This window comes from Paraburkholderia sp. GAS38 (genome assembly GCF_050434965.1).
Taxonomy (GTDB): domain Bacteria; phylum Pseudomonadota; class Gammaproteobacteria; order Burkholderiales; family Burkholderiaceae; genus Paraburkholderia; species Paraburkholderia phenazinium_A.
The window spans coordinates 536,325-560,430 of sequence record NZ_JBNDJO010000004.1; the positions used below are offsets into that span (position 1 = coordinate 536,325).

The 24,106-nt window shown below is 63.6% G+C and carries 21 protein-coding genes and 1 pseudogene; 11 read left to right on the forward strand and 11 right to left on the reverse strand.

Annotated features, from left to right (window positions below; all coding sequences use genetic code 11):
• Nucleotides 1-453: 453 nt before the first annotated feature.
• Nucleotides 454-1,807 (forward strand): annotated as a pseudogene (locus tag P3T42_RS12890) (MFS transporter); the annotation flags it as partial.
• 27 nt (nt 1,808-1,834) lie between these two features.
• Here P3T42_RS12890 and P3T42_RS12895 read toward each other — a convergent pair.
• On the reverse strand, nt 1,835-2,533 hold the full coding sequence (locus P3T42_RS12895; protein WP_429306248.1) for an O-methyltransferase: 699 nt from the start codon (nt 2,531-2,533) through the stop codon (nt 1,835-1,837).
• Between the two features lie 194 nt (nt 2,534-2,727).
• On the opposite strand from P3T42_RS12895, the gene P3T42_RS12900 reads away from it, so the two are divergent.
• Both P3T42_RS12900 and P3T42_RS12905 read left to right on the forward strand, forming a co-directional pair.
• Entirely contained in the window at nt 2,728-3,564 is an 837-nt protein-coding gene (locus tag P3T42_RS12900; RefSeq protein WP_429306249.1) for an AraC family transcriptional regulator, read from the forward strand.
• A gap of 87 nt (nt 3,565-3,651) precedes the next feature.
• Nucleotides 3,652-4,659: a hypothetical protein gene (locus tag P3T42_RS12905; protein ID WP_429306250.1), complete on the forward strand. Its 1,008-nt coding sequence runs from the start codon at nt 3,652-3,654 to the stop codon at nt 4,657-4,659.
• Nucleotides 4,660-4,707: 48 nt separating this feature from the next.
• Here P3T42_RS12905 and P3T42_RS12910 read toward each other — a convergent pair whose 3' ends face one another.
• The 5 genes from P3T42_RS12910 to P3T42_RS12930 all read right to left on the reverse strand — a co-directional run bounded on the left by P3T42_RS12910 (nt 4,708) and on the right by P3T42_RS12930 (nt 11,884).
• Entirely contained in the window at nt 4,708-5,364 is a 657-nt protein-coding gene (locus P3T42_RS12910) for a TetR family transcriptional regulator (RefSeq protein ID WP_429306251.1), read from the reverse strand.
• 60 nt (nt 5,365-5,424) lie between these two features.
• A complete protein-coding gene (locus P3T42_RS12915) occupies nt 5,425-8,775 on the reverse strand; it encodes an efflux RND transporter permease subunit (protein WP_429306252.1) in 3,351 nt (1,116 codons plus the stop codon).
• A 10-nt stretch (nt 8,776-8,785) separates the two neighbouring features.
• The gene (locus tag P3T42_RS12920; protein WP_429306253.1) at nt 8,786-10,051 is read right to left on the reverse strand and encodes an efflux RND transporter periplasmic adaptor subunit; all 1,266 of its coding nucleotides are present in this window, start codon (nt 10,049-10,051) and stop codon (nt 8,786-8,788) included.
• Nucleotides 10,052-10,125: 74 nt separating this feature from the next.
• Nucleotides 10,126-11,676 (reverse strand): efflux transporter outer membrane subunit, encoded by a 1,551-nt coding sequence (locus P3T42_RS12925; protein ID WP_429306254.1) that lies wholly within the window; start codon nt 11,674-11,676, stop codon nt 10,126-10,128.
• Nucleotides 11,677-11,686: 10 nt separating this feature from the next.
• Nucleotides 11,687-11,884, reverse strand: coding sequence for a hypothetical protein (locus P3T42_RS12930; protein WP_143788273.1), 198 nt, complete (start codon nt 11,882-11,884; stop codon nt 11,687-11,689).
• Nucleotides 11,885-12,202: 318 nt separating this feature from the next.
• Between P3T42_RS12930 and P3T42_RS12935 the strand changes: the two genes are divergently transcribed.
• The 6 genes from P3T42_RS12935 to P3T42_RS12960 all read left to right on the forward strand — a co-directional run bounded on the left by P3T42_RS12935 (nt 12,203) and on the right by P3T42_RS12960 (nt 16,395).
• Nucleotides 12,203-12,892 (forward strand): DUF969 domain-containing protein, encoded by a 690-nt coding sequence (locus tag P3T42_RS12935; RefSeq protein WP_429306255.1) that lies wholly within the window; start codon nt 12,203-12,205, stop codon nt 12,890-12,892.
• Nucleotides 12,889-13,839, forward strand: coding sequence for a DUF979 domain-containing protein (locus P3T42_RS12940; RefSeq protein WP_429306256.1), 951 nt, complete (start codon nt 12,889-12,891; stop codon nt 13,837-13,839). Before P3T42_RS12935 ends, P3T42_RS12940 begins: the two co-directional genes overlap by 4 nt.
• A gap of 22 nt (nt 13,840-13,861) precedes the next feature.
• Entirely contained in the window at nt 13,862-14,872 is a 1,011-nt protein-coding gene (locus P3T42_RS12945; protein ID WP_429306257.1) for a DUF2891 domain-containing protein, read from the forward strand.
• A gap of 212 nt (nt 14,873-15,084) precedes the next feature.
• Entirely contained in the window at nt 15,085-15,426 is a 342-nt protein-coding gene (locus P3T42_RS12950) for a hypothetical protein (protein ID WP_429306258.1), read from the forward strand.
• A 136-nt stretch (nt 15,427-15,562) separates the two neighbouring features.
• Nucleotides 15,563-15,700, forward strand: a complete 138-nt coding sequence (locus P3T42_RS12955; RefSeq protein WP_171991607.1) for a hypothetical protein — start codon at nt 15,563-15,565, stop codon at nt 15,698-15,700.
• A 458-nt stretch (nt 15,701-16,158) separates the two neighbouring features.
• The gene (locus P3T42_RS12960; protein ID WP_074294887.1) at nt 16,159-16,395 is read left to right on the forward strand and encodes a hypothetical protein; all 237 of its coding nucleotides are present in this window, start codon (nt 16,159-16,161) and stop codon (nt 16,393-16,395) included.
• A gap of 59 nt (nt 16,396-16,454) precedes the next feature.
• Here the strand turns inward: P3T42_RS12960 and P3T42_RS12965 are convergent, their stop codons facing one another.
• The 4 genes from P3T42_RS12965 to P3T42_RS12980 are packed head-to-tail and all read right to left on the reverse strand — an operon-like array spanning nt 16,455 to nt 22,762.
• Nucleotides 16,455-18,566 carry a heavy metal translocating P-type ATPase gene (locus tag P3T42_RS12965; RefSeq protein WP_429306259.1) on the reverse strand — a complete coding sequence of 704 codons (2,112 nt, stop codon included), beginning with the start codon at nt 18,564-18,566 and terminating at the stop codon, nt 16,455-16,457.
• Nucleotides 18,563-19,705 (reverse strand): SPFH domain-containing protein, encoded by a 1,143-nt coding sequence (locus tag P3T42_RS12970; RefSeq protein WP_074294885.1) that lies wholly within the window; start codon nt 19,703-19,705, stop codon nt 18,563-18,565. The genes P3T42_RS12965 and P3T42_RS12970 overlap by 4 nt, the downstream gene beginning before the upstream one ends.
• The gene (hflC, locus tag P3T42_RS12975) at nt 19,702-20,781 is read right to left on the reverse strand and encodes a protease modulator HflC (protein ID WP_429306260.1); all 1,080 of its coding nucleotides are present in this window, start codon (nt 20,779-20,781) and stop codon (nt 19,702-19,704) included. Before hflC ends, P3T42_RS12970 begins: the two co-directional genes overlap by 4 nt.
• A gap of 58 nt (nt 20,782-20,839) precedes the next feature.
• Nucleotides 20,840-22,762 carry an SPFH domain-containing protein gene (locus P3T42_RS12980; RefSeq protein ID WP_429306261.1) on the reverse strand — a complete coding sequence of 641 codons (1,923 nt, stop codon included), beginning with the start codon at nt 22,760-22,762 and terminating at the stop codon, nt 20,840-20,842.
• Nucleotides 22,763-22,774: 12 nt separating this feature from the next.
• Between P3T42_RS12980 and P3T42_RS12985 the strand changes: the two genes are divergently transcribed.
• Together P3T42_RS12985 and P3T42_RS12990 are read left to right on the forward strand one after the other, a co-directional pair.
• Nucleotides 22,775-22,948 (forward strand): hypothetical protein, encoded by a 174-nt coding sequence (locus P3T42_RS12985; RefSeq protein ID WP_171991606.1) that lies wholly within the window; start codon nt 22,775-22,777, stop codon nt 22,946-22,948.
• 394 nt (nt 22,949-23,342) lie between these two features.
• Nucleotides 23,343-23,627: a hypothetical protein gene (locus P3T42_RS12990; RefSeq protein ID WP_074294883.1), complete on the forward strand. Its 285-nt coding sequence runs from the start codon at nt 23,343-23,345 to the stop codon at nt 23,625-23,627.
• Here P3T42_RS12990 and P3T42_RS12995 read toward each other — a convergent pair.
• Nucleotides 23,624-23,980: a superinfection immunity protein gene (locus P3T42_RS12995; protein WP_429306262.1), complete on the reverse strand. Its 357-nt coding sequence runs from the start codon at nt 23,978-23,980 to the stop codon at nt 23,624-23,626. The genes P3T42_RS12990 and P3T42_RS12995 overlap by 4 nt on opposite strands.
• Between the last annotated feature and the right edge of the window lie 126 nt (nt 23,981-24,106).

Consider the following 24,106-nt stretch of genomic DNA (forward strand, 5'->3'; position numbering starts at 1 on the left):
GCTCGATCTCGCTAACGTTGCAGACGGGATCGGCCAGGCACGGACTTCGTCCTGGCCGACCGCAATTGAGCCGTCGCATCCGCAAGTATGCAAGCGGCGCGACACCATGAATCTGCGTCAAGCCTGCAACCCTGCGAGCACTTCGGCTCTCGAGATGGTCTGCCGGAAATGATGCTTCCAGAGCTTGATCCCTAGCTGGGCCGATCTGTCGAGTGACGAGCCAACCGTAAGATCGGTAATGAGCGTGGGATAAAGGCCCGCGTCGAAGAGTGCGAAACCGGCCGCAAGCAGGCATCGTCGGGTTTCCCGCCACGGCCGCTGCCTGCCGCTTCAGGTCGGGCGCGGCGGTCGTAAAGTCGGCGAACGAGGCGCCGCACCGCATGTACCCGAAGCACTGCGTCGCGACCTCAAGCGATTGGGTCCCCACTACGCAGGACAGCACCCAGTCGGCCTCTTTCAGCCACGGTCCCGACCGTTATCGCGAAGCAGTTTTTCTCGGCCGTCAATCCGACCGCATCGTTCATATTCGCGTTGCTGGCATTCGCCGCCGGTTTCATCGTTCGGCCCTTCGGTTCCCTGGTCTTCGGGCGGCTCGGCGACATGAGCGGACGGAAGCACACGTTCCTTATCACCATTGTCCTGATGGGTTTGCCGACGTTCATAGTGGGCCTGCTGCCGTCGTATGCGACGATCGGCATGGCCGCGCCAATTGCACTGATTGCGCTGCGACTGCTGCAAGGACTGGCGGTCGGCGGAGAGTATGGCGGCGCCGTCACGTATGTCGCCGAGTATTCCACGCCGTCGAATCGCGGCTTCAATACGTCGTGGATTCAGACCACCGGCACAGGCGGGCTTCTTCTTTCGCTTTTCGTCATTCTCGGCGTCCGCACCCTGACCGGCGAAAAGCAGTTCGCATCGTGGGGCTGGCGGGTACCGTTCCTGTTCTCCATTGCGCTTCTGGGCGTGTCGATGTGGATTCGCCTCAAGCTCAAAGAGAGTCCGGAGTTCGAGAAGATGAAGGTCCAGGGAACCCGATCAAAGTCGCCGTTGCGCGACACCTTCGGCAATCGTCGCAACGCCATGACGGTCCTTCTGTCGCTACTCGGATGTACCGCGGGTTTGGGCGTGGTGGCTTACACGAGTCAGTTTTACGTTCAGTTCTTCCTGTTGCAAACCCTCAAGGTCGACGGGCGGATTGCAAACGAAGTGCTTGCGATAGCGCTTGTCCTTGGTCTGCCGCTCTACGTTTTCTTTGGATGGCTTTCGGACCGGATTGGACGCAAGCCCGTTATCCTGACGGGCTCACACCATGGCCCCGGTTACGGTATATGCGCCGCATGGAGAGTGCTCACTGCAGTTCAACCCCGTTGGAACCGCATCGTTCACCCGTTCCTGCGACTCGGCCAAAGCCGCGCTCGCGCGCAACGCTGTTCCATACAGTACGGTCGCACAACCGCCAGGCACCGTGGCCTCCATCCACATAGGCGAGCAGGTGATTTCAGCAGTCGACGGCAAGGGACTGTCGCGCTCGCAGTTCGCGGCACAGACAGCGGCATTCAATGCGCAAGTGACGCACGCGCTGGCGTCCAGCGGATACCCAGCGACCGCCGCGCCGGCTGACGTCAATCGGCCGATGCTGGTACTGCTCATCACCATCCTTATCGTTTATCTGGGCGATATTTACTACGGACTGTGGTACCCGGTCGTGGTCGCGTCCTGTACGTTTGTGATTGGCCTGGTCTTTCTTCCTGAAACGCGGTTCGCGGCTGCTGCGAAAATCTCGAGCGCTCGGGCAAGCACGAACTAATCAGGTCTACTGAACCTCCTCGCCAGATCAGCGCGTCACGAGGCTGAACTCATTACCCCGGCCCGGGTTGATCGGAATCGACTGCGAGAGGTAGCCGTTCGCCGGATCGCGGACATAGTCCAGGTAGTCGTTCTCATGATCGAACGCATTCTCCGCGAGGATCAGCGCGCCGCTCTTTAAATGCGGCTCGAGCAGCTTCAACACCGGCAGATACAAGCTGAACGCACCGTCGAGCAGGACCAGATCGATTGCGCCATGCACATCGGCGAGCGTTTCGCGCGCATCGCCGACGCGGATGTCGACCAGATCGGCAAGACCCGCGGCTTCGAGGTTGGCACGCGCGCGCGCCGCTTTGCCGGGTTCCAGCTCACTGCCGATCAGATGGCCGCCGCCCATGTCGCGCAGTGCCGCCGCCAGATAGACCGTGGACACCCCCATCGACGTCCCGAACTCGACCATCCGCGTTGCCTTGCTTGCGCGTGCGCATTGGTAGAGGAATTGCCCGTATGCCGGCGTCACGTTCAGGAAGTTGTCTGCGTAGCCGTGATAGAAGCCGCGCAGGTCTCGGCGTTCTTCGGCGAAATGTTCGGCGATGGTGTCGGCAATCAGTTGCTCGGGGTGGTCGGTCTCGCTGAACTGTGCCATCAACGCGCGATCGGCTTGTTCCGCTTCTGCAAACATCTGCTGCAAGGTATGGGCGACGCGCCCGGTGCTCAACGAATCCATGGTCTAGTGTGCCCTGAAGGGTTTCGGAAATTGTCGACGGAGGATGCCGGGACAGTCCCGTTCAACCAATCCGTTAGTGCCACTGGCATGCTAAACAAGCTTGCGCTTGGCAACATGAGGGAACATAGCCAAAATATGTGGAATTCCTGCCAATCGACACGTCGCAGGCCTGCGCGCCCACCCGGTTCCCCGCCATGCCCGTTCTCAGTCAACTGTCCGATCCCGCCGAGTGGCTGAATCCCGACGACGTGCCTCGTCCGGTGGTGACGGTTGGCGCGACCGGCATCGACATGAAAGCGCTCGATGAAAAAGCGGCTGCCTTGTATCGGGACCGGAAGGAAATGGATTTTCATCATCATCGCAAGGGCGAACTGCTGCTTGCGCTGCGCGGCGTGCTGACCTGCGAGGTGGAGGGCGGCTTATGGATCGTTCCGCCACAGAGCGCGATCTGGGTGCCGGGCGGCGTCGTGCACAAGTTCGTCGCCACCGGCACGCTCGAGTGCTATGTCGCCTTCATTGACCCGAGTGTCGAGTCGAACCTGCCGTCGACGTGCTGCGCCCTTTCGACGACGCCGCTGCTGCGCGAACTGCTGATCCGCTCTGCCAGCCTGCCGATGATGTATGCGGATGGTGGCATCGAATCGCATCTGGTCACGCTGCTGCTGGATGAAATTGCGGCGGCGCCGATCGGCAACCTTCATCTGCCGATGCCCACGGATGCGCGGCTGCGCAAGATCGTCGAAATGATTGCGGCCAATCCCGCCGATCGCGGCACGATGGAGACGTGGGCGCGCAGAGTGGGCATGAGCGAGCGTACGCTGGCGCGTGTGCTCGCCAGTCAAACGGGCATGAGCTTCGGCCGCTGGCGCCAGCAGCTTCATCTCATGCTGGCGGTGAGATGGCTAGGCGCCGGTGCATCCGTGCAACAGGTTGCCGACGACCTTGGCTATGAGAGCGCAAGCAGCTTCGTGTCGATGTTCCGCAAAAACCTCGGCTCGCCGCCCGCACGCTACATGTCGGAGCGGGCATGATGGAGGGGCGTTTCGATCAGGCGTGGGTAAAGGGCGCAAGAGGGCCTATGAACCATGACCTTATTATTTAAATAACGGAGAGTGATCGTGCCATATCTTTATCATATTTCGAAAGTGGAAAATCTCGAATTGATCAAGGAAAACGGTCTGGTCCCGAAAATACTGCGCAAGACAACCGGGGCGGATGGCGTGACGAAGGAAACCAGGCGGAACAAGGAGTCGAAAGACATCTGGACCGCCTTTAAGGCACACTTGAAGTATTTCGTAAACGAGGGCTATCCATTTCAAGACCTTCTTGAATTCCAGACAGACTCTCATTTTATCGATTCGTTACACTGGAGACAGAATCATGGGATGGTGCTGGAGATCGAATTTCAATTTGGTATAGATCAGATGCGTTTTGGATCGACAAGTTTAGCCAGTACCGATGCATCTGTATTCAGGACAGAATGTTTGGCGCATTTTGGCAATGCACTGAAGGGAAATCCTATCGAGCAAACAAAAGTCGACAAGATCAAGGCCCATAATGTCGTGAGCCAGGAGTTAAAGAAAATTGAAAAATTAAATCAGAGCGACACCTCGAAATACCAGAATCATTTTTTATTTAAATTGGCAATAAAAATCAGACAGACTATCGAAGATTCCGAAGAACAAATAACGAGCGAACGCGTTTATTTTCTTACCGAAAAAGGCGTTAAAGAGCATTTCGAGAAATATGTCAAACTCCTGCGCACAACAATAGATAGAGTATTTCTCCTTCGCGTCAAGTTTGAGGATGTCCCGAAACCTAAGCTTGATCACGCGCAAGAGGATGCGGCAACGACCAAGACCCCGATTCAAGCCGACAAATTATATTTTAGATACCCCGTTTTATCGTACCAACAGGTCAAAGAACCGGACATATACAAGGATGACGCTGCCGGATGGGTACCACTCACAGAGGCTGCGATATCCGTTGCGTCATCGAGCGCCTCCAGTGGGATATCCATTGCCTCATCAAGCGCCCCCAGTGAGATAGCCGCTGCGTCATCAAGCGCCCCCAGCCACACACACGTTGCGTCATCCAGTACCCCTTACAACGAGGGACACCTCTGAGGGTGAGCGGCGTCGGCCAGGCACGCGACGGGAAACGACCCATCCACGTCACCCAGCCGACCGCACCGCCCCAACCCCTTCCCCCAACGAAGCCGAATGCCGCAGCATGCCGATGCACACATCCACCAGATACTCGGCATCGCGCGGCAAGACGATCGAATCCTGCTCCAGCAGCCAGTCTCGCAACACGCCGTCGAGAAACGCATGCACGACACCGGATGCGCGAACCGTATCGAGGTCGGACGGCAACTGCCCTCTTCCAATCGCATTTCGCAGCGCAAGCTCAAGCTGCTTTCTGCCGTTGCGGGCAGCGTTGCGCTGTCGATCGAACACAAGGTCCGTATCGCGCGTGTGCTCGCACTTAGTGAACAGCACTTCGAACACGCGGCGGCTGTGCGGTTCCACCACGGCCTTACTTAGGCAGAACACCAGGAGCTGGCGGATCTTGCCGAGCGGATCCGACTCTCCGGCATCGACCGACGCCCCCACCAGCATCTCCATCGGCAATGTGACGCGGTTCGTCATGGCAACGAACAGTTCCCCCTTGTTGCGGAAGTGTCCATAAATCGCGCCGCGCGTGAACCCGGCCCGCACCGCGACATCCTCCAGCGAGGCACGGGCGACGCCTCGCTCGGCGAACACCCACTCGGCCGCGTCGAGAATCTGGTTGCGCGTGTCCAGCGCCTGTTGCCGTGTCCGTTTCATAGCTCGCTGCGCCGGTGGCTGGTTGACTGAAGCGCGCCGTGCCGGGCGCGCATCGATTCGCTAGGCTGGCGTGCCCTCCCCTGCAGGATTCGCACCGCCCGCGCCACCGCCGTCGTGGCCGCCCCCGCCACCAGGTGTGCCGCCATGACCGCCCTCACCGTCGCCGTCCTCATCGTGATGCGGCATCTTGTGCGATACCTCGTCGAGCTTGTCGCCAAGCAGCCGGCGTACGACCACATAGAACACCGGTATCAGCAGCAAGCCGAGGAAGGTCGCGAACAGCATGCCGCCGATCACGCCGGTGCCGATTTCGTGACGCGAAGCCGCGCCTGCACCCGACGAGATCACGAGCGGGAACACGCCGAGAATAAAAGCCATCGAGGTCATCAGAATCGGCCGCAGTCTCAGCCGTGCCGCGGTCATGACCGCGTCGCGCAGCGTCATGCCACGTTGCTGCCCTTCCACCGCGAACTCGACGATCAGGATGGCGTTTTTCGCCGCGAGGCCAATCACCGTCACGAGACCAATCTTGAAGTAGATGTCGTTCGGTACACCGAACGACAGACAGAACGCCAGCATGCCGAGCATGCCGAGCGGCACGACAAGCAGCACCGCGGCCGGAATCGACCAGCTTTCATACAACGCGGCGAGACACAGGAACACCACCACGATCGACAGCAACAGCAGCGTCACCGCCGACGAACCCGACAGCAGTTCCTGGAACGACTGTCCGGTCCAGTCGGCCGCAAAACCGGTCGGCAACTGGCGATCGACGATGTTCTGCAGCACGTCGATCGCCTGCCCGGTCGAATAACCCGGCGCGGAATTACCGACAATCTCGATTGCCGAGTAGCCGTTGTAGCGCGGCAGCACCGTCGGCCCGAAACTCCATTTGGTATTCACCACGCTGGAGAGCGGCACCATGTTGTAGGGGCTGATCGAGGTATTCGAGGGCGACGGGTCGACGGGCGTCGTGAAGCCGTTCGACGCGCTCGCACTGCTCGACGACTGGCTGGAGCTGGAGCTCGCGCTGGTGCCGCTGCTGGAAAACAGGCTCGGCGTATACAGATGCTGAAGCGCGTCGATCCCCATCCGGTACGGCGCATCCGCCTGGATATAGACGCGCTTCACGCGCCCACCGTAGGTGAACTGGTCGATGTAAAACGGCGCGAGTTCCATCTGGAGCGTGTCGTAGACATCGGTCAGCGACAGGCCCATTGCTTCGGCCTGCGTACGGTCCACCGCGATGTCCAGTTGCGGTGCGCTCGGCAGCGAGTTGGGGCGGATCCCGAACAGCACCGGGCTCTTCGTCGCCCCCGCGAGCAACGTGCCCGTGGCCTGCGCAAGCTCACCACGCGACTGGCCCTCACGCGCCTGCAAGTACATGTCGATACCGCCGAACTGGCTGAGACCGCGAATGGTCGGCAGGTTCACCGCAAAGATCTGCGCATCGGGAATGCTATGGAGGATCTGGTTGATCTTCGGAATCATCGTCATCGCGGTGTCGTGACGCTTGTCCCAGTCCGCCAGCTTGATAAACGACATGCCGACGTTTTCGCTCGTGCCGACAAAGCTGAAACCCTCCGGCTGGAAAATCCCCACGATTTCCTTGCCGACCGGACTGTTCGCGAGCTTGTCGCGCACCTCGGCCATCACATGATCGGTGCTCTGCAGCGTCGAGCCTGGCGGCAGATTGATCAGCGCAAGCACGAAGCCCTGATCCTCGTCCGGCACGAAACTGGTCGGCAGCTTCGTATACAGGAAACCCGTCAGCACCACCACCAGCACGAATACGATCATCCAGCGCGGCGCATGAGTCACGGCCCGGCCGGCGTGGCCGAGATACTTGCTCGATGTCCACTCGAAACTACGATCGAACCAGCGGTAGAACGCGTTCTTTTTATTCGCGTGCTCGGGCCTCAGGATCGCCGCGCACAGCGAAGGGGTGAACGACATCGCGAGAAACGCGGAGAATCCCATCGACACCGCGATCGTCAGCGCGAACTGCGCATAGATGATGCCGGTCGCGCCGGGCTGCAGCGCGGACGGGATGAAGACGGCGGACAGCACCACCGTAATCGCGATGATGGCGCCGGTGATCTGGCCCATCGCCTTGCGGGTCGCCGCCCTTGGCTCGAGATGCTCCTCGGTCATGATGCGTTCGACGTTTTCGATCACGACGATCGCATCGTCCACCACGATGCCGATTGCCAGCACCATGCCGAACAGCGTCAACTGATTCAGCGTGTAATGCAGCGCCGACAGGCCGATAAAGGTTCCGAGCAGCGCAACCGGAATCACCAGCGTCGGGATGATCGTGGCCCGCAGATTCTGCAGAAAGATCAGCATTACGAAGAACACCAGCACGATCGCCTCGACAAGCGTGCGGATCACGTCGACGATCGACGCGGTAATGAAGGGCGTGGTGTCGTAAGGCACGCTCCATGTGACGCCCTCCGGCAGATCCTTCGCCAGCGTCGCCATCTCGGCTTTGACCGCCTTCGCGACCGCGAGCGCATTGGCGCCCGGCAGCAGGAACACGGCCATCCCCCCCGCCGCCTTGCCGTTATAGACCGGCGCGAAACCATACGTCTGCGAGCCGAACGAAATGCGCGCGACGTCCGAGAGCTTGACCGTGGTGCCATTGTTGTTGGCGACGATAATGATGTCCTGGAACTGCTTGAGCGACGAAAAGAGGCTGTCGCCCGTCACGTTCGCCGTAAACACCTGGCCTTTCACGGCCGGATCCGCACCGAGCGAGCCGGCCGCGAACTGCGCATTCTGCGAGGTCACGGCATTCAGCACCTGGGTCGTCGACAACCCGTAGCTCTGCAGCTTGTTGGGGTCGAGCCAGATGCGCACCGCGTACTCCGAGCCCAGCAGCGTGGTATTGCCGACGCCGTTCACACGGCCGATGTTAGGCTGGATCTGCGAAGCGAGAATATCGGAGAGACGGCCGGCGTCGATCGCCGCATTGTCCGATTGCAGCGCGACGAACATCAGGATGTCCGGGCTCGCCTTCGCCACCACCACGCCTTGCTGCGTGACCTGCGAAGGCAGCAGCGGCTGGGCGAGCGTGACCTTGTTCTGCACCTGCACCTGGGCGATGTCCGGGTTGGTGCCGGTCGCGAACGTGAGGGTGATCTGCGTCTGGCCATTCGAGCTCGACGTCGAGCTGAAATACAGCAGATTGTCGATGCCGGTGAGCTGCTGCTCGATCACCTGGGTCACCGTCGATTCCATCGTCTGGGCGCTCGCGCCCGGATACTGCGCGGTGACGGTCACTTCCGGCGGCGCGATGTCCGGGTACGAATCGATCCCCATGCTGTGCACCGAGATGATGCCGAACAGGCAGATCAGGATCGCGATAACCCAGGCGAAGACGGGACGGTTGATGAAAAAACTCGGCATGTGCGGTCTCCTACTGCGCCGAGGCGGCCGAAGCCGCTGACGCTGTGGAAACCGGCGCGGACGCCGGGCTCGACGCGGCCGGCGCCGTGGACGCTGCCGACCCGGCCGCTGCTGCGGACGCTCCCGACTCTGCCGCAGGCGGCTGCCACGCGACGGTCTTCACCGCGGCCCCTTCCCGCGCCATCTGCACACCCGTCACGATGATCTGGTCGCCATCCGCCAGCCCCTGCGTCACGACCCAGTTGCTGCCGAGGCTGTCGTTCGCCACCACGTCCTTGCGCGCCACCTTGTTGTCCGCGCCGACCACGAACACATACGCGCCGACCGTGTCGCGCTGCACGCCCTGCTGTGGAATCAGAAATACATTGTTTCGTTGACCGAAATTGACGGTCAGCGTCACAAACATGCCCGGCAGAAGACGCCGCTGCGGGTTCGCAACCAGCGCACGCAGATTGACCGAGCCGGTTGCCGCGTTCACCGTCACGTCGGAGAAATCGAGTGTGCCCGCCGTGCCGTACTCCGCCCGGTTCGGCAGCGCGATCTGCACCGTGGTGCGGTTCTGCTGCGACAGATCGACCGAGCCGGCGCTCTGCGAATCCTGCAGCGTGGCCAGATCGGCGGAGCTGATCGTGAAGTTCACGTACATCGGGTCGATCTGCTGGACCGTCGTCAACAGCGTGCCGCTTCCGCCCGTGTCGGACGTGCTGCTGCCGACCACCGCACCCGCCGTCACCTGCTGTTGTCCGGCGATACCGTTGATCGGCGCGGTCACGCGCGTGTAATTGAGCGAGACCCGTGCGCTCTCGACGGTCGCCTCGTCGGCCTTGACCTTGGCCGCGGCGCTGCGTTCGGCAGCATCGGAATTGTCGACGGTCTGCTGCGAGACCGAACCGACCGGCAACAGCTTGCGGTTACGCACGGCCGTGATGTGGTCGTTGACGTAAGTGGCCTGATCCTCGGCCAGCAGCGCGAGATCGCTATCGAGCTGCGCGCGGTACACGACCGGGTCGATCTCGAACAACAGTTGCCCCGCGCGAACCGGCGAGCCTTCCGTGTAATTGCGCCGCAGCAGCACGCCCGACACGCGGGCCGTGACATTCGCGCTGTAGTAAGGCGAAAGCCGGCCGGCGAATTGCCGCTCGAGCGGCACCGACTGCATATGCGCCGTCACCACCGCGACCTGCGGTGGCGGAGGCGGCGCCGCGGGTTTCGAGCAGGCGGCGAGTACGATCAGACACAGATACGACAGCGACGCGCGCTGAGGACGTGACTTCATGAGAACTCCGTTCTTGCTTGAGGCCGGCATGCGCGGTTGGGCGGTATGCCGGATCCTGTGGAACAGCGTGTGAGTCAGTCGGCTGACCGCGCCGGGACAGGTTGTGTTGCCGTTTTCGAAGCGGGCGATGAAGCGGCGGCCGGCGCCGACGCCATCTCGGCGTCATTGCCCTGCCACCCACCGCCAAGATTCTTGACGAGCGTGACGTTGCTTTCGGCGAGCAGCGCCTGCGTATCCCGCACGCTCTCTTGCGCCTGAATCAGCGTCAGCCGTTGCGTCAGCACGTTCTGCTGGCTGGACGCGCCGGCATTGAACTGCGCCTGCTGGCTCGCGAACAGCCGGCTGCTGCTGTCGAGCACCCTCGCGAACGCCTCTTCCTGCGCCCGCAGATGGTTCATCGACGACAGGCTGTCCTCCACGCTCTGGAACGCCGTCAGCACGGTATTGCGGTAGGTCGCGACGTCTTCGTCGTAGGTCGCGCGCGCCTTGTGCACCGCGGCCGTGCGCTCGCCGCCGTCGAAAATCGTCCCGGCGAGCGCAGGGCCGAGCGTCCAGAAGCGGCTTGGCACCGTGAACAGTTGCGCGAACGTGTTGTGCGCAAAGCCGCCCTCGGCCGAGAGCGTGAGCGTTGGAAAGTACGCGGCTTCGGCCACGCCGATGCTCGCATTGGCCCCCGCCGCCGTGCGCTCGGCGCTGACCACGTCATAGCGACGCTCGAGCAGTTGCGAAGGCAGCGCGGGCGGCACGTCGGGCGAAGGGAAGCGATAGTCGGGATCGGGTGCGATGCTGAACGACTCCGGCGGCGTGCCGGTCAGCACGGCGATGGCGTGCTCATCCTGCTCGCGTGTGGTTTCGGTGGTCTGCAGGTCGGCGATCACGGTCTGCAGGTTTTCCTGCGCGTTGAGCACGTCGTCGTTCGACGCGAAGCCTTCCTTGAGCCCGGTCTGCGTCATCACGAGGATGCGGCCGTAGATGTCCTGCTGTTCCTGCAGCGCGCGGATGTCGTAGTCGGCCTGTCTCAACTGGAAGTAGTCGGTCGCCACGCTGGCCGCGATCGAAATGCGCTCGCCGGCAAGCTGCGCATCCGACGCCTCGGCATTCGCTTTCGCTTCCTCGACCTCGCGCCGTACCTCGCCCCACAGGTCCAGCTCCCAGCTCACGGTTCCACTGGCAATCACACTGTTGGAGGCCGGCACCGAGGTCGAGCTGGTGCCGCTCCCCTCGAGCCCGGCGAGGTTGCCGCCGGAACGCGCGCCGGAGAGGCCGGCCGTGACGACCGGGAACAGACTCGCCCGGCTGCTTTCCACGGTCGCGAGCGCGACCCGGTAGGCGGCTTCCGCCGAGGCGATTGACTGGTTGGCCCGCAACGCCTGTTCGACGAGACCGTTGAGCTGATCGTCGCCGTACATGCGCCACCATGTGCTCGAGATCGCAGCCTGCGGATTCACCTCGGCGCGCTGCCAGTCGACGCCCTCCTTGAATCCCTCCGGTACCTGGAGCGCGGGCTTGCGATAGTCCGGTCCGACCATGCACGCCGCAAGGGACGTGGCGACGACGAACGCGAGCGCACCCTTCGCCGCGCGCCGCGACCGGGAATGCGTAATCTCTTCGTAAGCAGAATCCAAGGTCCGTAAATCACTTTTCAAGTGCGTTCCCCTGATTACCGGATAAACAGCCCGACAACGAGACAAGACGTACTGTAGCGAAGTAACGCAAACTTTGCTTATCTAGCGCCAGGAAAAGAAATTCCATTGCCATCGCCGCCTGGTTTGCCATCCTCGCTGCGCCAGGTTCCGGCAGGCCGGTTACTGCAGTTGCTGGCTCGACATTCATTTCGCCATCCTTATCGATGTAGAAGGAAAAATTCGCCTTCGCAGAACGCGCCCCGCTCAAGAGAGAAGAGGCGCCAGTCCATTGCAACAGCAAGACCGTGTGACGAGGTCGTATTTATATGGATGCCGGCGCGCGACATGCCGAACCGCCCTACCTCCCCCTCGTTTACCCTGAAACCGCACTTTATTGACTATTTATCGATAATTTATCGTGTTAGATTGCCTCGCCGCGTTTCATGCGATTCACATAGCCGGCGGCTTCGCACGATGCGCGTCCCGCCGGCGCGCGTCACCGCCACACAGCGACACGGGAGGAAACATGCTGGTTCTGATAGGGATACCGATCGTCGTGATCGGCTTCGCGCTGCGCTTTAACGCGCTACTGGTCGTAACCATCGCGGGCCTTGCAACCGGGCTGGCCGGCGGCCTCCACACGGTCGAGATCATTAGCGCGTTCGGCAAGGCCTTCGCCGAGAACCGCTATATGGGCCTCATCTGGCTGACGCTGCCGGTGATCGCCCTGCTCGAACGCAATGGTTTGAAGGAACAGGCGCGGCATCTGATCTCCCGCTTGCAGGCGGCCACCACTGGCCGCGTGCTGATGCTGTACTTCGTGATCCGCCAGATCACCGCGGCGCTCGGACTGACCTCGCTGGGCGGTCACGCGCAGATGGTGCGTCCGTTGATTGCGCCGATGGCGGAAGCCGCCGCCGCGAACCGCTACGGCGAGCTGCCCGATGAAGTGCGCCAGCAGATTCGCGCCAACGCCTCGGCCGTCGACAACATCGCGGTGTTCTTCGGCGAAGACATCTTCATCGCCATCCAGTCCATTTTGCTGATCAAAGGCTTTCTCGAACAGAACAGCGTGATGGTCGAACCGCTGCATATTTCCGTGTGGGCCATTCCGACCGCGGTGGCGGCACTTCTCATCCACTGCACCCGCCTGATGCTGCTCGACCGCAATCTGTCCTACCGGATGAAGGCCCATGGACGGAGCCTCGCACCATGATCAAGCTCGAGACCCTGTACATCCTCGCCGGCCTGATGTTCGCCGCCTTTGCGCTGTTCAGTCTGCAAGACCGCTCGAATCCGCGCCGCGTCGTCAACTTTCTGTTCTGGGGCATCTACGCCATCACGTTCATGTTCGGCGCCGAGTTGCCGCACTTCGTGACCGGCTGCCTCGCCATCGCACTCGCGCTGATTGCCGGTTCGGGCAAGCTCGGCAAAGGCAATCCGGATAGCGCCAGCGCCGCGGCGGCAACCCGTCGCGAGGCGAACGCACAACGCTTCGGCAACAAGCTGTTCGTCCCGGCGCTGCTGATTCCGCTCGTCACCTTGCTCGGCACCTTCACGCTTAAATATGTGCCGTTCGTCGATCCGAAGAGCGTAACGCTGATTGCACTCGTGCTCGGCACGCTGGTCGCCTTCGGCACGGCGCTCGCGATGCTGCGCGATTCGCCGATCCATGCGCTCAAGGATGCACGGCATACGATGGACACCGTCGGCTGGGCCGCGATTCTGCCGCAGATGCTCGCGGCGCTCGGCGCACTGTTCGCGGTAGCGGGCGTCGGCCACGTCGTGTCCGAACTCGTCAAAGCGTGGATTCCGCTCGATTCGGCTTTCGCCGTAGTGGCCGCCTACACCTTCGGCATGGCCATCTTCACCATGATCATGGGCAACGCGTTCGCCGCGTTTCCGGTGATGACCGCGGGCATCGGCCTGCCGCTGATCGTTCATCAGTTCCACGGCAATCCGGCGATCCTCGGCGCAATCGGCATGTTGTGCGGCTTCTGCGGTACGCTGATGACGCCGATGGCGGCCAACTTCAACATCGTGCCCGCCGCCCTGCTCGAACTGAAAGACCAGAATGGCGTGATCAAGGCGCAATGGCCGACCGCGTTGCTGCTGTTGATCGTCAACACCGTCCTGATGTATCTCTTCGTATTCCGCTTTTGACCTGCTCCCGACGAGGCCGCCGATGACCGCTCAACTCACTTCCGCTATCGCATCGAAATTCGCCAGTCTGGCATTGGATCACCTCACACGTGAGTATCCGAACAAGCTGACTCACTCGCTGGACGGTCCGCAAGACGTGCTGGGACCGCGTGCGCTGCATCCGATTTTTTACGGCAGCTACGACTGGCATTCGTGCGTGCATGGCTACTGGCTGATCCTCCATCTGCTCGAACGCTTTCCCGATCTGCCCGAGGCCGCGCGCATCGTCGCCGTGGTCGACCAGCACTTCACCGAGGCCAACGTGGCCGGCGAGCGCGCCTATCTCGACCTGCCGCACAATCGCGGCTTCGAGCGGCCGTACGGCTGGGCCTGGCTGCTGGCGCTCTCGGCGCAAATCGACGCGCTGACACTGCCGCAGGCGGCTCGCTGGGGCAAAACCTTCGCACCGCTAACAGATGCGTTCGTCGAGCGCTTCGAGGAGTTCCTGCCGAAGGCCACCTATCCGCTGCGCGTGGGCACGCATTTCAACATGGCGTTCGCGCTCGCCCTGACGCTCGATTTCGCGCGGCAGACAGCGCGCGAATCGCTGGCGGCGCTGGTCGTAGAGACATCGCAGCGCTGGTTTCTGAATGACGTGGCCTGTCAGGCGTGGGAGCCGGCGGGCGATGAATTCCTTTCGCCCTCGCTCATGGAAGCCGAACTGATGCGCCGCGTGTTGCCGGCCGGGCAGTTCGTCGACTGGTTCGGCGCGTTCCTGCCGCAGCTCGCCGCGCGCCAGCCGGCCACGCTGTTCGTCCCGGTGACGGTGGCCGATCGCAGCGACGGCAAGATCGCCCACCTCGACGGCCTGAATCTGAGCCGCGCGTGGTGTCAACGTTCGCTCGCCCGCGCGCTGCCGGCCGACGACGCGCGCCGCGCACTGCTCAACGAAGCCGCCGAAGTCCATCTCGACAGCGCGCTTGCGCATGTGGCCGGGGACTACATGGGCGAACATTGGCTCGCCACTTTCGCGACGCTCGCGCTCGAAGCGTGAGTGCTGAATGCATTTGATGCGATGAAACGAAAACGCCGCTGCGAGCGTACGGAGGCGTTTCAGCGGCAACGCGTCTGAAGCGCCGCTATGCATGACGACGCGCGGCTCACGTCAGAAGTATCGATCAATCACTGTTTCGGTAAACGGAGGACACAATTACGCTGGAACTTGATGCGGCCAGTTCTTTCTTAAGCATATCGAGGGAGAACATCATGCTTCGCCTGATTGCGGCGCTCGGGGTGGCGGCGGCTCTGGCCGGTTGTGCGGTCGCGCCGGGTTATGGCTATCCATACTACGATCAACCGTACTATCCGGACTACGGTTATGGATATGGCTACGGCTATGCGCCGGCCTATGGCTCGGTCACCGTCTGGGGCGGCGGTGGCGGCGGTTGCTGCTACTACCCGCACGGCGGCGGCTATTGGCACGGCGGCCATGGATGGCATGGCAACGGCGGCTGGCACGGCGGTGGCGGACACGGCGGTCATAGCGGCGGTGGCGGTGGCGGCGGCACGTTCCAGGGCGGCGGCAGCAGTGGCGGACACGGGCACTAGCAGGCAAGCTGAGCAGTTCGCTACGCTGCGTCGCTAACCACACACGTTTTGCATTTCCTTGACAGTGTTGTCACGGCACTCGGGCTAAGATAGCGGACCGTTCATCAACCAGGTCAGTCCGACCGAGGAAGCCCCCATGAAGAAAATTTTGCTTGCGCTCACGCTCGCCGCTGTCACCGTTGGCGTCATCACCCCGGCCTACGCCGACGATCATCACCATCCGGTTTGCCACAAGGTGAAGGTCCATCATCATTGGGAAAAGCGCTGCCATTAAGGCACACGCTCAGGCACACCCGTCCCGCGGTGTGCCGGCGGGCTCGGCTGCAGCATAGCCTGCGGCGAGCCAATACCTCGCTCACACCCCGTCAGCGAATAAAAAAATGGCCGCAGATTGCTCTGCGGCCATTTCCATCTGCGCGGCTTCACTCCACCACGTTCTCATCAGTGCGCCCAGTCTGGCGCGGCCCCGTTTGAACATCCCCGTACTTATGATTAGCAACACTTAGTTACGTTTGGTTACAGTCTAGCCCTTCCGCAGCAGGTTGCCATCATGGTTTTCCTTAATAACGGCGCGCTGCGTTGCTGCCGGCCACCGCGCGCCTGCAACGGTCCATCAGGGTCTATACCCCCGCAATTCAGACAGCTTGTCATCCGACGAATTTGACCTAGAGTATTAATTAGACAAAACAAAAGATGGCGCAAATCCACGTATAACTACCACGGGGGGCGGACATGCTTACGCTGATCGATCAGGACATCGCGCACATCACGCGCGTGATGAAGCCGTCGTTGTGCGGGGATTTCGGCGGTCCCATCCTGCCTGCGGAGTACTGGCGCAAACGCCTGTACGACCTGCTCGAAACCCATCACGTCACCAAAACCCAGCTCTGCTCCATCGACGATTTGCTGCTGCAACTCGACGAACTGGACACCGCTATTCTCCACGGCAAGACGGTCGCCGAAACCTGAGACGCTTCACCCACGCACCGCTCGTAGCGGCAGCGTTCAAGCCGGCCGGGCGCCGCTTTTCAATGCGGCGTCATGGGTCGCGGCGGATCGGCGTCCAGACCTTTTCTGCGTGGTTGCGATGCGGCATCCTCGTCGATGCGCAGCAGCCGTCCCGCGTTCGCGATCACGATGAACGTGCCGACGTTGTGCAGGATCGCCACCCACACGGCCCCCAGCAAACCGAGCGCGGCCAGCGCGATGATCTCGACGGTCCACAACAGGCCGATCGCCGCGTTGATGGTCGCGGTACGGCGGCAGCGTCGGCCGAGGCGGATGCAGGTCGGAATGCGCCGCAGGTCGTCGCCGAGCAGCACGATATCCGCGGACGCCACCGCAATGTCGATGCCCCGTTCACCCATCGCGATACTGGTCGCGCCCGCCTTGATGGCCAGCACATCGTTCAGGCCGTCGCCGACCACCAGCGGATGATGTCCGGCTTCGAGTTCGTGCATCACGTAGTCGAGCTTGTCGTGCGGCAGCGCCTGGGAGACGACCGTATCGATGCCGACTTCGGCGGCCACTTTTTGCGCTACCGCGTCGCGATCGCCTGTCAGCAGGGTCTGCCGCACGAGACCGAGCTCGCGCAGTTCGGCAAGCGCACCGGCTGCTTCGGCACGCAAGGCGTCCGCAAAACCGAACCACGCCAGCAGTTGACCGTTGAGCGCGAGGCCCACGCAAGGACCGTCGATCGAGGCCGGCGCGGCTTGCAACGCGGCGACGTGCTCGCGCAACAACTCGGCGCGTCCGAGTACCGCGGTGCCTTCCGGCGTTTCCGCGACGACCCCAAGACCGCGCAGTTCGCGCGTGCGTTCGAACGGGGCTGCCTCCTCTCCCGCGGCTGCCGCGGCGTGGCGCGTCAGCGCCCGGCTCACCGGATGCACACTGCCCGCCCCTAGCCGCGCCGCCAGTGCAACGGCTTCGGCTTGCGCTACGCCCGGTTGCGTGAACACGTCGGCGACGCGCAGTTCGCCGTGCGTGAGCGTGCCGGTCTTGTCGATCACAAGCGAGTCGATCTCGGCAATCCGGTCGAGGAACGCCGCGTTTCTGAACAGCACACCGTGGCGCGCGCCGACCGCAATCCCGGCAATCGCCGTGGAAGGCGCGGCGAGCACCAGCGCGCACGGACACGCGGCGACGATCACGGCCAGCATCGCCGATGAGTTCGCCGACGCGAACCACACAATCGCCGCAATCAGCAGCACCAGCGCCAGATAAGCGCCCATGTAGCGTTCGAGCACCTGGGTGATCGGCGGCTTGACCTGCTCGGCGCGCTGCAGCAACTCGATGATCTTGCCGAGCGTCGACTGCTCGCCCGCATGCGTGACCTCAATGCGCAGCGGGCCGTCGAGATTCATCGCACCGCCGAACACGGCGATGCCCTCGTCGACGTCGAGCGGCAACGACTCGCCGGTGATGGGTCCGTTGTCGACGCTGGAGCGGCCGCGGCGCACCACGCCATCCGCGGGAATGCGCGAACCGGGCGCCACCTCGACCGTGTCGCCGGCGCGAATGGACTCATACGGCACGTCCTCGAGCGTGCCGTCGGCCTTCACGCGCCGCACGTTGCCCGAGGTCAGCCGGCCGAGCGCGCGAATCGCCTCCTGCGAGCCGAGCACGCTGCGCTCTTCGAGCGCGTGTCCGAAGGTCATCACGATGGGCAGCAAGGCTGCCGTCGTCATGTCGCCGATCGCCCACGCCGCCAGCATCGCGAGCGCGATCAGGCGGTCGGTCACGCCATGCAGGCTGGGCGACTTCAGGCTGTGCCACGCGCCGGCGAAGACCGGCCCCGCCACCAGCAGCGACGCGAGTCCGGCGAGCACTTCGGCAAGTTGCGCGCCGCCCGGCGCGAAATAGCGCCATGCGAGCGACAACGCCAGCAGGCCGCCCGCCAGCAAGGCGAGCGCAATCTGCCGCGTGACGATGCGCCGTTCCGTGGCGGACAGCGCGATGGTCGGTCCGTCGTCGTGTGAATGGTGGGTGTCCGATCCGGCGCCGTGGTCGTGCTCATGTTCATGTTCATGTCCGGCGTCATGCGCATCATGAGCGCCATGCGCCCCATGCGCCGCGGCATGGGCCGGATCAACCGCCCCACCAGGCTCAGCCCGCTCAACCGGTTCGATGTGCGCGCTCATTGGATTTTCCCAGGCAGCACCAAGCTCGATGCGTCGTGTGGATCGATCGTCGTCACGCGCCCCGCCTTCGAGAGGATCTGCTGGATCCGGTCGCGATAGGCACGCGCGAGCAGACCGGGATCGCTATTCGCGTCGAGCGGCGTTTCGAGTTGCAAGATCGTGGTGGTTTCGGCCTGCGCGGTCGCGACGCGCTCGGTGGCGCTTGCCTGGGCGCTTTGCAGGATCTGGTCGGCGGACTGCTGCGCGCCCTGGCGGATGTTCTCGGCCTCGGTCCGCGCGTCGGCGATATTGCGGTCGGCGGTTTGCAGCGACGTCAGCACCGAGTTGAACGCATCGACGGCCGCCGCCGGGAACTGCGCCTGCACGTCCATGCGCGCGACGTCGATCCCGAGGCCCGCGTGCGCTGCCGCCAGCGCATTCAGATGACGTTGCACCGCCTGCGCCATCTCGCCGCGCAACTGCTCGCGCTTGACGGCCATCTGCTGATCGGTCGACAGCAGTTCGGGACGCGCCACCAGAATCGAATCGAGATCGCGCGACGCGGTCACCTCGACCACCGCCGCTGCCACCACACGCTGCAGCGCCGAGTCGAGACGCTCCTTCTGCAGTACATACGAATACGGATCGACCACCCGGTAGTACAGCGTCGCGCTCAACTGCACGACGCCGTTGTCGCCGGTCAGCGTGTAGCCGGAACCGGCCAGTGCGTCGGACAGCGTCGGGCCGGCGTTCCCGGGCGTCGAGCCGTCGGACTGGAACCCCCATGAACTCACATCGCCCAAGGGCAACTGCTGGGTCTGGCTGGATTCGGTGGTGGCGGCCGGATCGGCGGCACGCGCGCGCGGATCTCGGTCGAGCGAGCTGATGCGCTCCTCCAGCACGCGTGCGCTGCCGGGAATCAGCAGCACCGTTTCGAACGGCTGCGGCCACGCCACCAGCAAGCCAGCATCCTGGGTGCGCACGAACGCGCCGAAGCGCATCACCACGGCCCGGCTGTCCGCCGGGATGCGGCGGATGTTCGAGGTAGCCCACACGCCCGCCGCCAGCAGCGCGATCGCCACCACGAACCAGAACGCGAGGCGCACAGCCTGCGCGCCGGGTCCGAGCGAGGGCGTTGGCGTTTCCACGGCCGTGCTCATGGGATGTGCCTGGCCTTTTTCGCCGCCGCCGGCTGCGTTGCGCCTGCGGCCTGAGTCTGGGTCTGACTCTGCGCTGGCGCCTGCGTCACGCCGAGTCCCGCAGGCCCTTGCACCAGCACGTTGAACGGCGCCGCATCCGTGCGCAGGATCAGGTTGGTATTGGTGTTGACCACCGTGTTCAGCGTGTCGAGCGAACGCAGCATCGTGTAGAGATGCGGATTGCCCGCGTAGCTCTTGCCGTAGATCGCCGCGGCATCCTGGCGCGATTGCGCTTCGATCTGCGCAGCCTTGACGTTGGCATCGGCCACCGCGATGCGCGCGTCGCGATCCGCGTCCGAGCGGATCTGCGCGGCTTGCCGCTTGCCGTCCGCGGTGCGTTGCGCGGCCACCGTCTCGCGCTCGGCGCGCATCCGTTCGACCGTGGCCGAGAGCGTCACCGCCGGCAGCGTCAGATGTTCGATGCCCACCTGCACGACATGCACGCCATACGCCTGATAAAGCTGCGAGTCCACCTGGCGGCGCAGTTCGTCCTCGAACGCGCCGATGCGCACCTGGCTCGGGTCCGTGTTCACCAGCGAGGCCAGATCGAAGTCGGCGGAAGTGGTCTGCAACGCCGAGCCGAGCAGCGAGCGAATCTGCCGCGCCGCTTCGTCCGGCTCGTTGCGCACCGCGCGCACGAAGCGTCCGACGTCGTTGGCATTGGCCGGCACGCGCCAGGCCACGTAGGCCTGCACGATGATGCGCAGGCCGTCGCGCGTGCCGACGTCCTGCAGACCGCTGGACGTCGTATGCAGACGCAGGTCCACCGGCACGGCCGCCTCGATCGGCGCCGGCAGCCGCCACGCGAGTCCCGGCTCGAGCAGTACCCGTACCGGTTCGCCGAAGCGCGTCACCACCGTCGCCTGGCCGGCCTGCACCTGGATAAAGCTCGCCACTGCGAATGCGATCACGACGCACAGCGCCGCCAGCGCTACCCGCCAGTAGAAACCAGGGCCGCCTGCTGCCGCGCCGCCGTGGTGGTGGTGATGCGCATGACCCTGTCCATGAGCGTGTGCGTGCGAATGATTCAAACTCACCCTATCCCCCGAAGCCGTCTGTCCAATGCCGTACCGCGTGTGCAGCGATGCCGTCTCATCAATAAATCCGCCGCGCGCCCGCTGCATCGCCCGCGCCGTACGAGCGCAGATCGATGGTGGCGCGGTTCCCTTCCACGAGCCGGTCGTCGATCACCGTCACGTGCGCATTCTGCAAACCCTTCTGCAGGTTGTGCAGGTAGTACTCGAGCACAAACGCCGGACCGCCCGCCTGGGCCGCGATCATGTCGGCGCTGAAACTGGTTTGCTGGACCTGGGCGGCCGACGTGATGTCGGCCGCTTGCGCGTCGGCTTGCGCGACCGCGGTCTCGGCCTGCTGCTGCGCGTCGCCCAACGACTGCGCGGCGAGTCCGCGGGCCTCCGCCACACTCGCCTCGGCGCGAATCTGCGCGGCCTGCACGCTATGCCATGCCCCCGACGCCCCCGCCGGCGGATGCACGCTTTCGATCACCACGGCCACCACGTCGATGCCGCTCGACAGGCGGTCGAGTTGCGCCTGCACCGCGTGCCGAAGGGTGTCGGCCATCACCGTCTGGCGCGTTTCGAGCAGCGAGTCCAGCGTGTGCGACGCGAGGTAGCGCACCACTTCGCGATTGGCAATCGCGCGCACGGTCGCCGGCACGTCGTCGGTGCGATACAGCGAGGCCCGCGCGGCGGCATCCGATAGACCGATGCGGTAATCGAGCCGCACGTCCGCGCTGACAATCTGGAAGTTCTGCCGGTCGCCGCTGCCGCCCGCAATCACCTGGCTCGTCTCGCCCTGATGCACGACGTCCCACAGGCGGTTCAACTGCTCGGGCGTCTGGGCGTCGGCGGGCACCAGCGGCGACGCGGCCACGCTCTCTTCGGGCGAGCCGGACACGACCAGTTGATGGACCGCGCCATTGTCGATTGCACGCGCCTTGCCGAACGGCCAGGGCAGCGCCACATGCAGACCCGGCTGCCACACTGCGACCGGCGCGCCGAACCGTTCGTACACGGCGCGCTGCTCGGGTCCCAGCATCACGACGCCCGTCAGCAGCCAGGCACAGACGACCACCGTGCCGAGCGCGGCCGGCAGCAGACGCACCACGCTTTGCAAGACCCAGTTCTGGCGCAGATCGATGCCGTACCGATGACGCAGTTGCGCGCTAAAGCGGGCGAGCGGCGAGGGACGCAAACGCAGCAGGCTCGCGACGAGGCTATCGGGCACGCTGGCGTCGCCGCTGCGCATGTGCGGCGGCGCGAACCACGACAACACGGCGCGCAAGGCGAATTCGAGCGCGATCGCGGCGCCGAAGGCACTCAGTGCATGCACCGGCCACACGGGCGAGACATCGGCATAGGCGAGCAACACGGCGCAGACCGCCGCGACCAGCGCGCTCAGCAGCGCCGCGCGCAGCACGTTGGCGAGCGACGCCCACGCGCGGCCGCGCTCGGCATGCATCGAAAAGAACAGCTCGGCGACCAGCGTGCCGAATGCCAGCGCGAAGGCCGCCACGCCCGCGATCAGCGCGGCGCCGGGCGGCCGCAGCACGGCAGCGAGCGCAAACTGGACCGGCGCCCGCCAGGCGAGCGAGGCCACCGCCACCGACAACGCCGCACATACCAGCACGGCCCAGGGCTGCCAGCGGATGCCGCGCAGCACAGCGAGCGATGCTGCACCGCCCGCGCGCCACCATGCGCTCTGCCAGACACGCAGGCCTAACGATTGAGGCGGTTCATGCCGTTCATGCGCTTGATGGGATGTCGTGGACACGCGCCGCCCACCGGCATGGGCGAGCCCGGCCGCCAGCGCGACGGTAAACACGTTGAGCCATGCGCTCGACAGGGCGGCACACCAGCGGATATCGAACCAGCCACCCTTGATCAACGGCAGTGCGCCGAGTACCAGAGCCAGCACCAGACTGACTGAGGCGATCCGCGTGGCGGAAACCGGATAGCGGTGCGTTGCTTCTTCGTCGCTTTGCATCTGAGGCAACATCGCGATCCTTAAATGACCGGCGCCGGATCCCTGAACCCGGTCGACGGCATGCAACTGTATGTATTTCGTCAGGATGTGTTTGGCAGCGCCGGCGGCGTGCGAGGCGAATTTAACGCGTCAGGATTCGAAACTCAAGCGAATCGTGCGCGCCGGGCGTTTTTAACAATGAACGCGTTATTGGCGTAGTGCCGGGCTTTTATTGTGCGGAAGACCGGCTGGCCCCGCTGGCGCGGGCGCTTTGCGCGCCCAGCGCCGGGTTCGCCGACGGCGGCAATACCCAATGCCGTCAAAAGCGAATTAAACCGGAGGATTTTACTGAATAGACGGGCGCAATCTATCGTTTTTGCATAATGGCCTTTTAGACATCCGGCCAATCATGAATAACGGCTTTCAAATGCGCTTGAAATGGTTTCGACGTTGCATGATTTTAATTGTCGGCTCAATCCGGTCGGCCGGCGGGCCGTGCAATGCGCTCCATGGCGGGTTGTCCGCCCCCTATGCCGACGGTATGATTCGTCCCGACTGCCTACGGCGACGCACCCAGGGCAAATGAAACGCCATCCCCTTTCTCTTTGCAACCATGGACATCAACAAACAACTCGCCGCGCTCACCACCTCCGAACTGCAAACGGCCGGCGCCAGCCAGGCCACCGCGATCGCCGTGAGCGTGCTGCTTCGACACCTGCAATCTCCCGAGCTGTCGAAGCTGCTATCCAGCGCGTTCGAAAACCATCAGGCCGTGATGCTGCAAACGCCGTGGCCCGATCAGATGCTGCAGTCGTTCGAAGCCACGCGGCGTTTCCTCGAAGGCGCGGCCAGACCCGCCAGCGCCTCCGCAGCGGATGCGCCGCCCAGCGCCGACTAAGACTGGCGCACCGCCACCACCGCCGCACGCGACGCCCGCACCCGCAGCTTGCCGACCATACGGTGGTGCTGCAACGCGCCGCGCTGTGCAGCGTGTGCGACCAGCTTGTCGATCGTGACGCGCGCCACTGCGCGCCGCGTCCTTCTGACCAGATGGGTCAAGCGCTTTTCGGTCGCCGGACGGCGCGCCCACATAAATGCCGCAATCCAGCCGATCACCGTCCAGCCAAGCAGGACGTTGACGACCGTGATGGCAAACGCGTCATCGCGATTGCGCGCATCCGCTTCGATCGACGGAATCATGTAGAGGGTAAAAGCGCCCAGAACGGCTACGCCCTCAAGTATCTGCACCATGACATCACCTCATTTTTCGACGGCTTTTTGCAAAAGCCTTTGCGACGACTCTCGCAACAGTTAACGGGCGCGGCGGGCAACTCGCTATGCTCCAATCCGTGAGCACGCCGAACGCCCGCCGCGCGG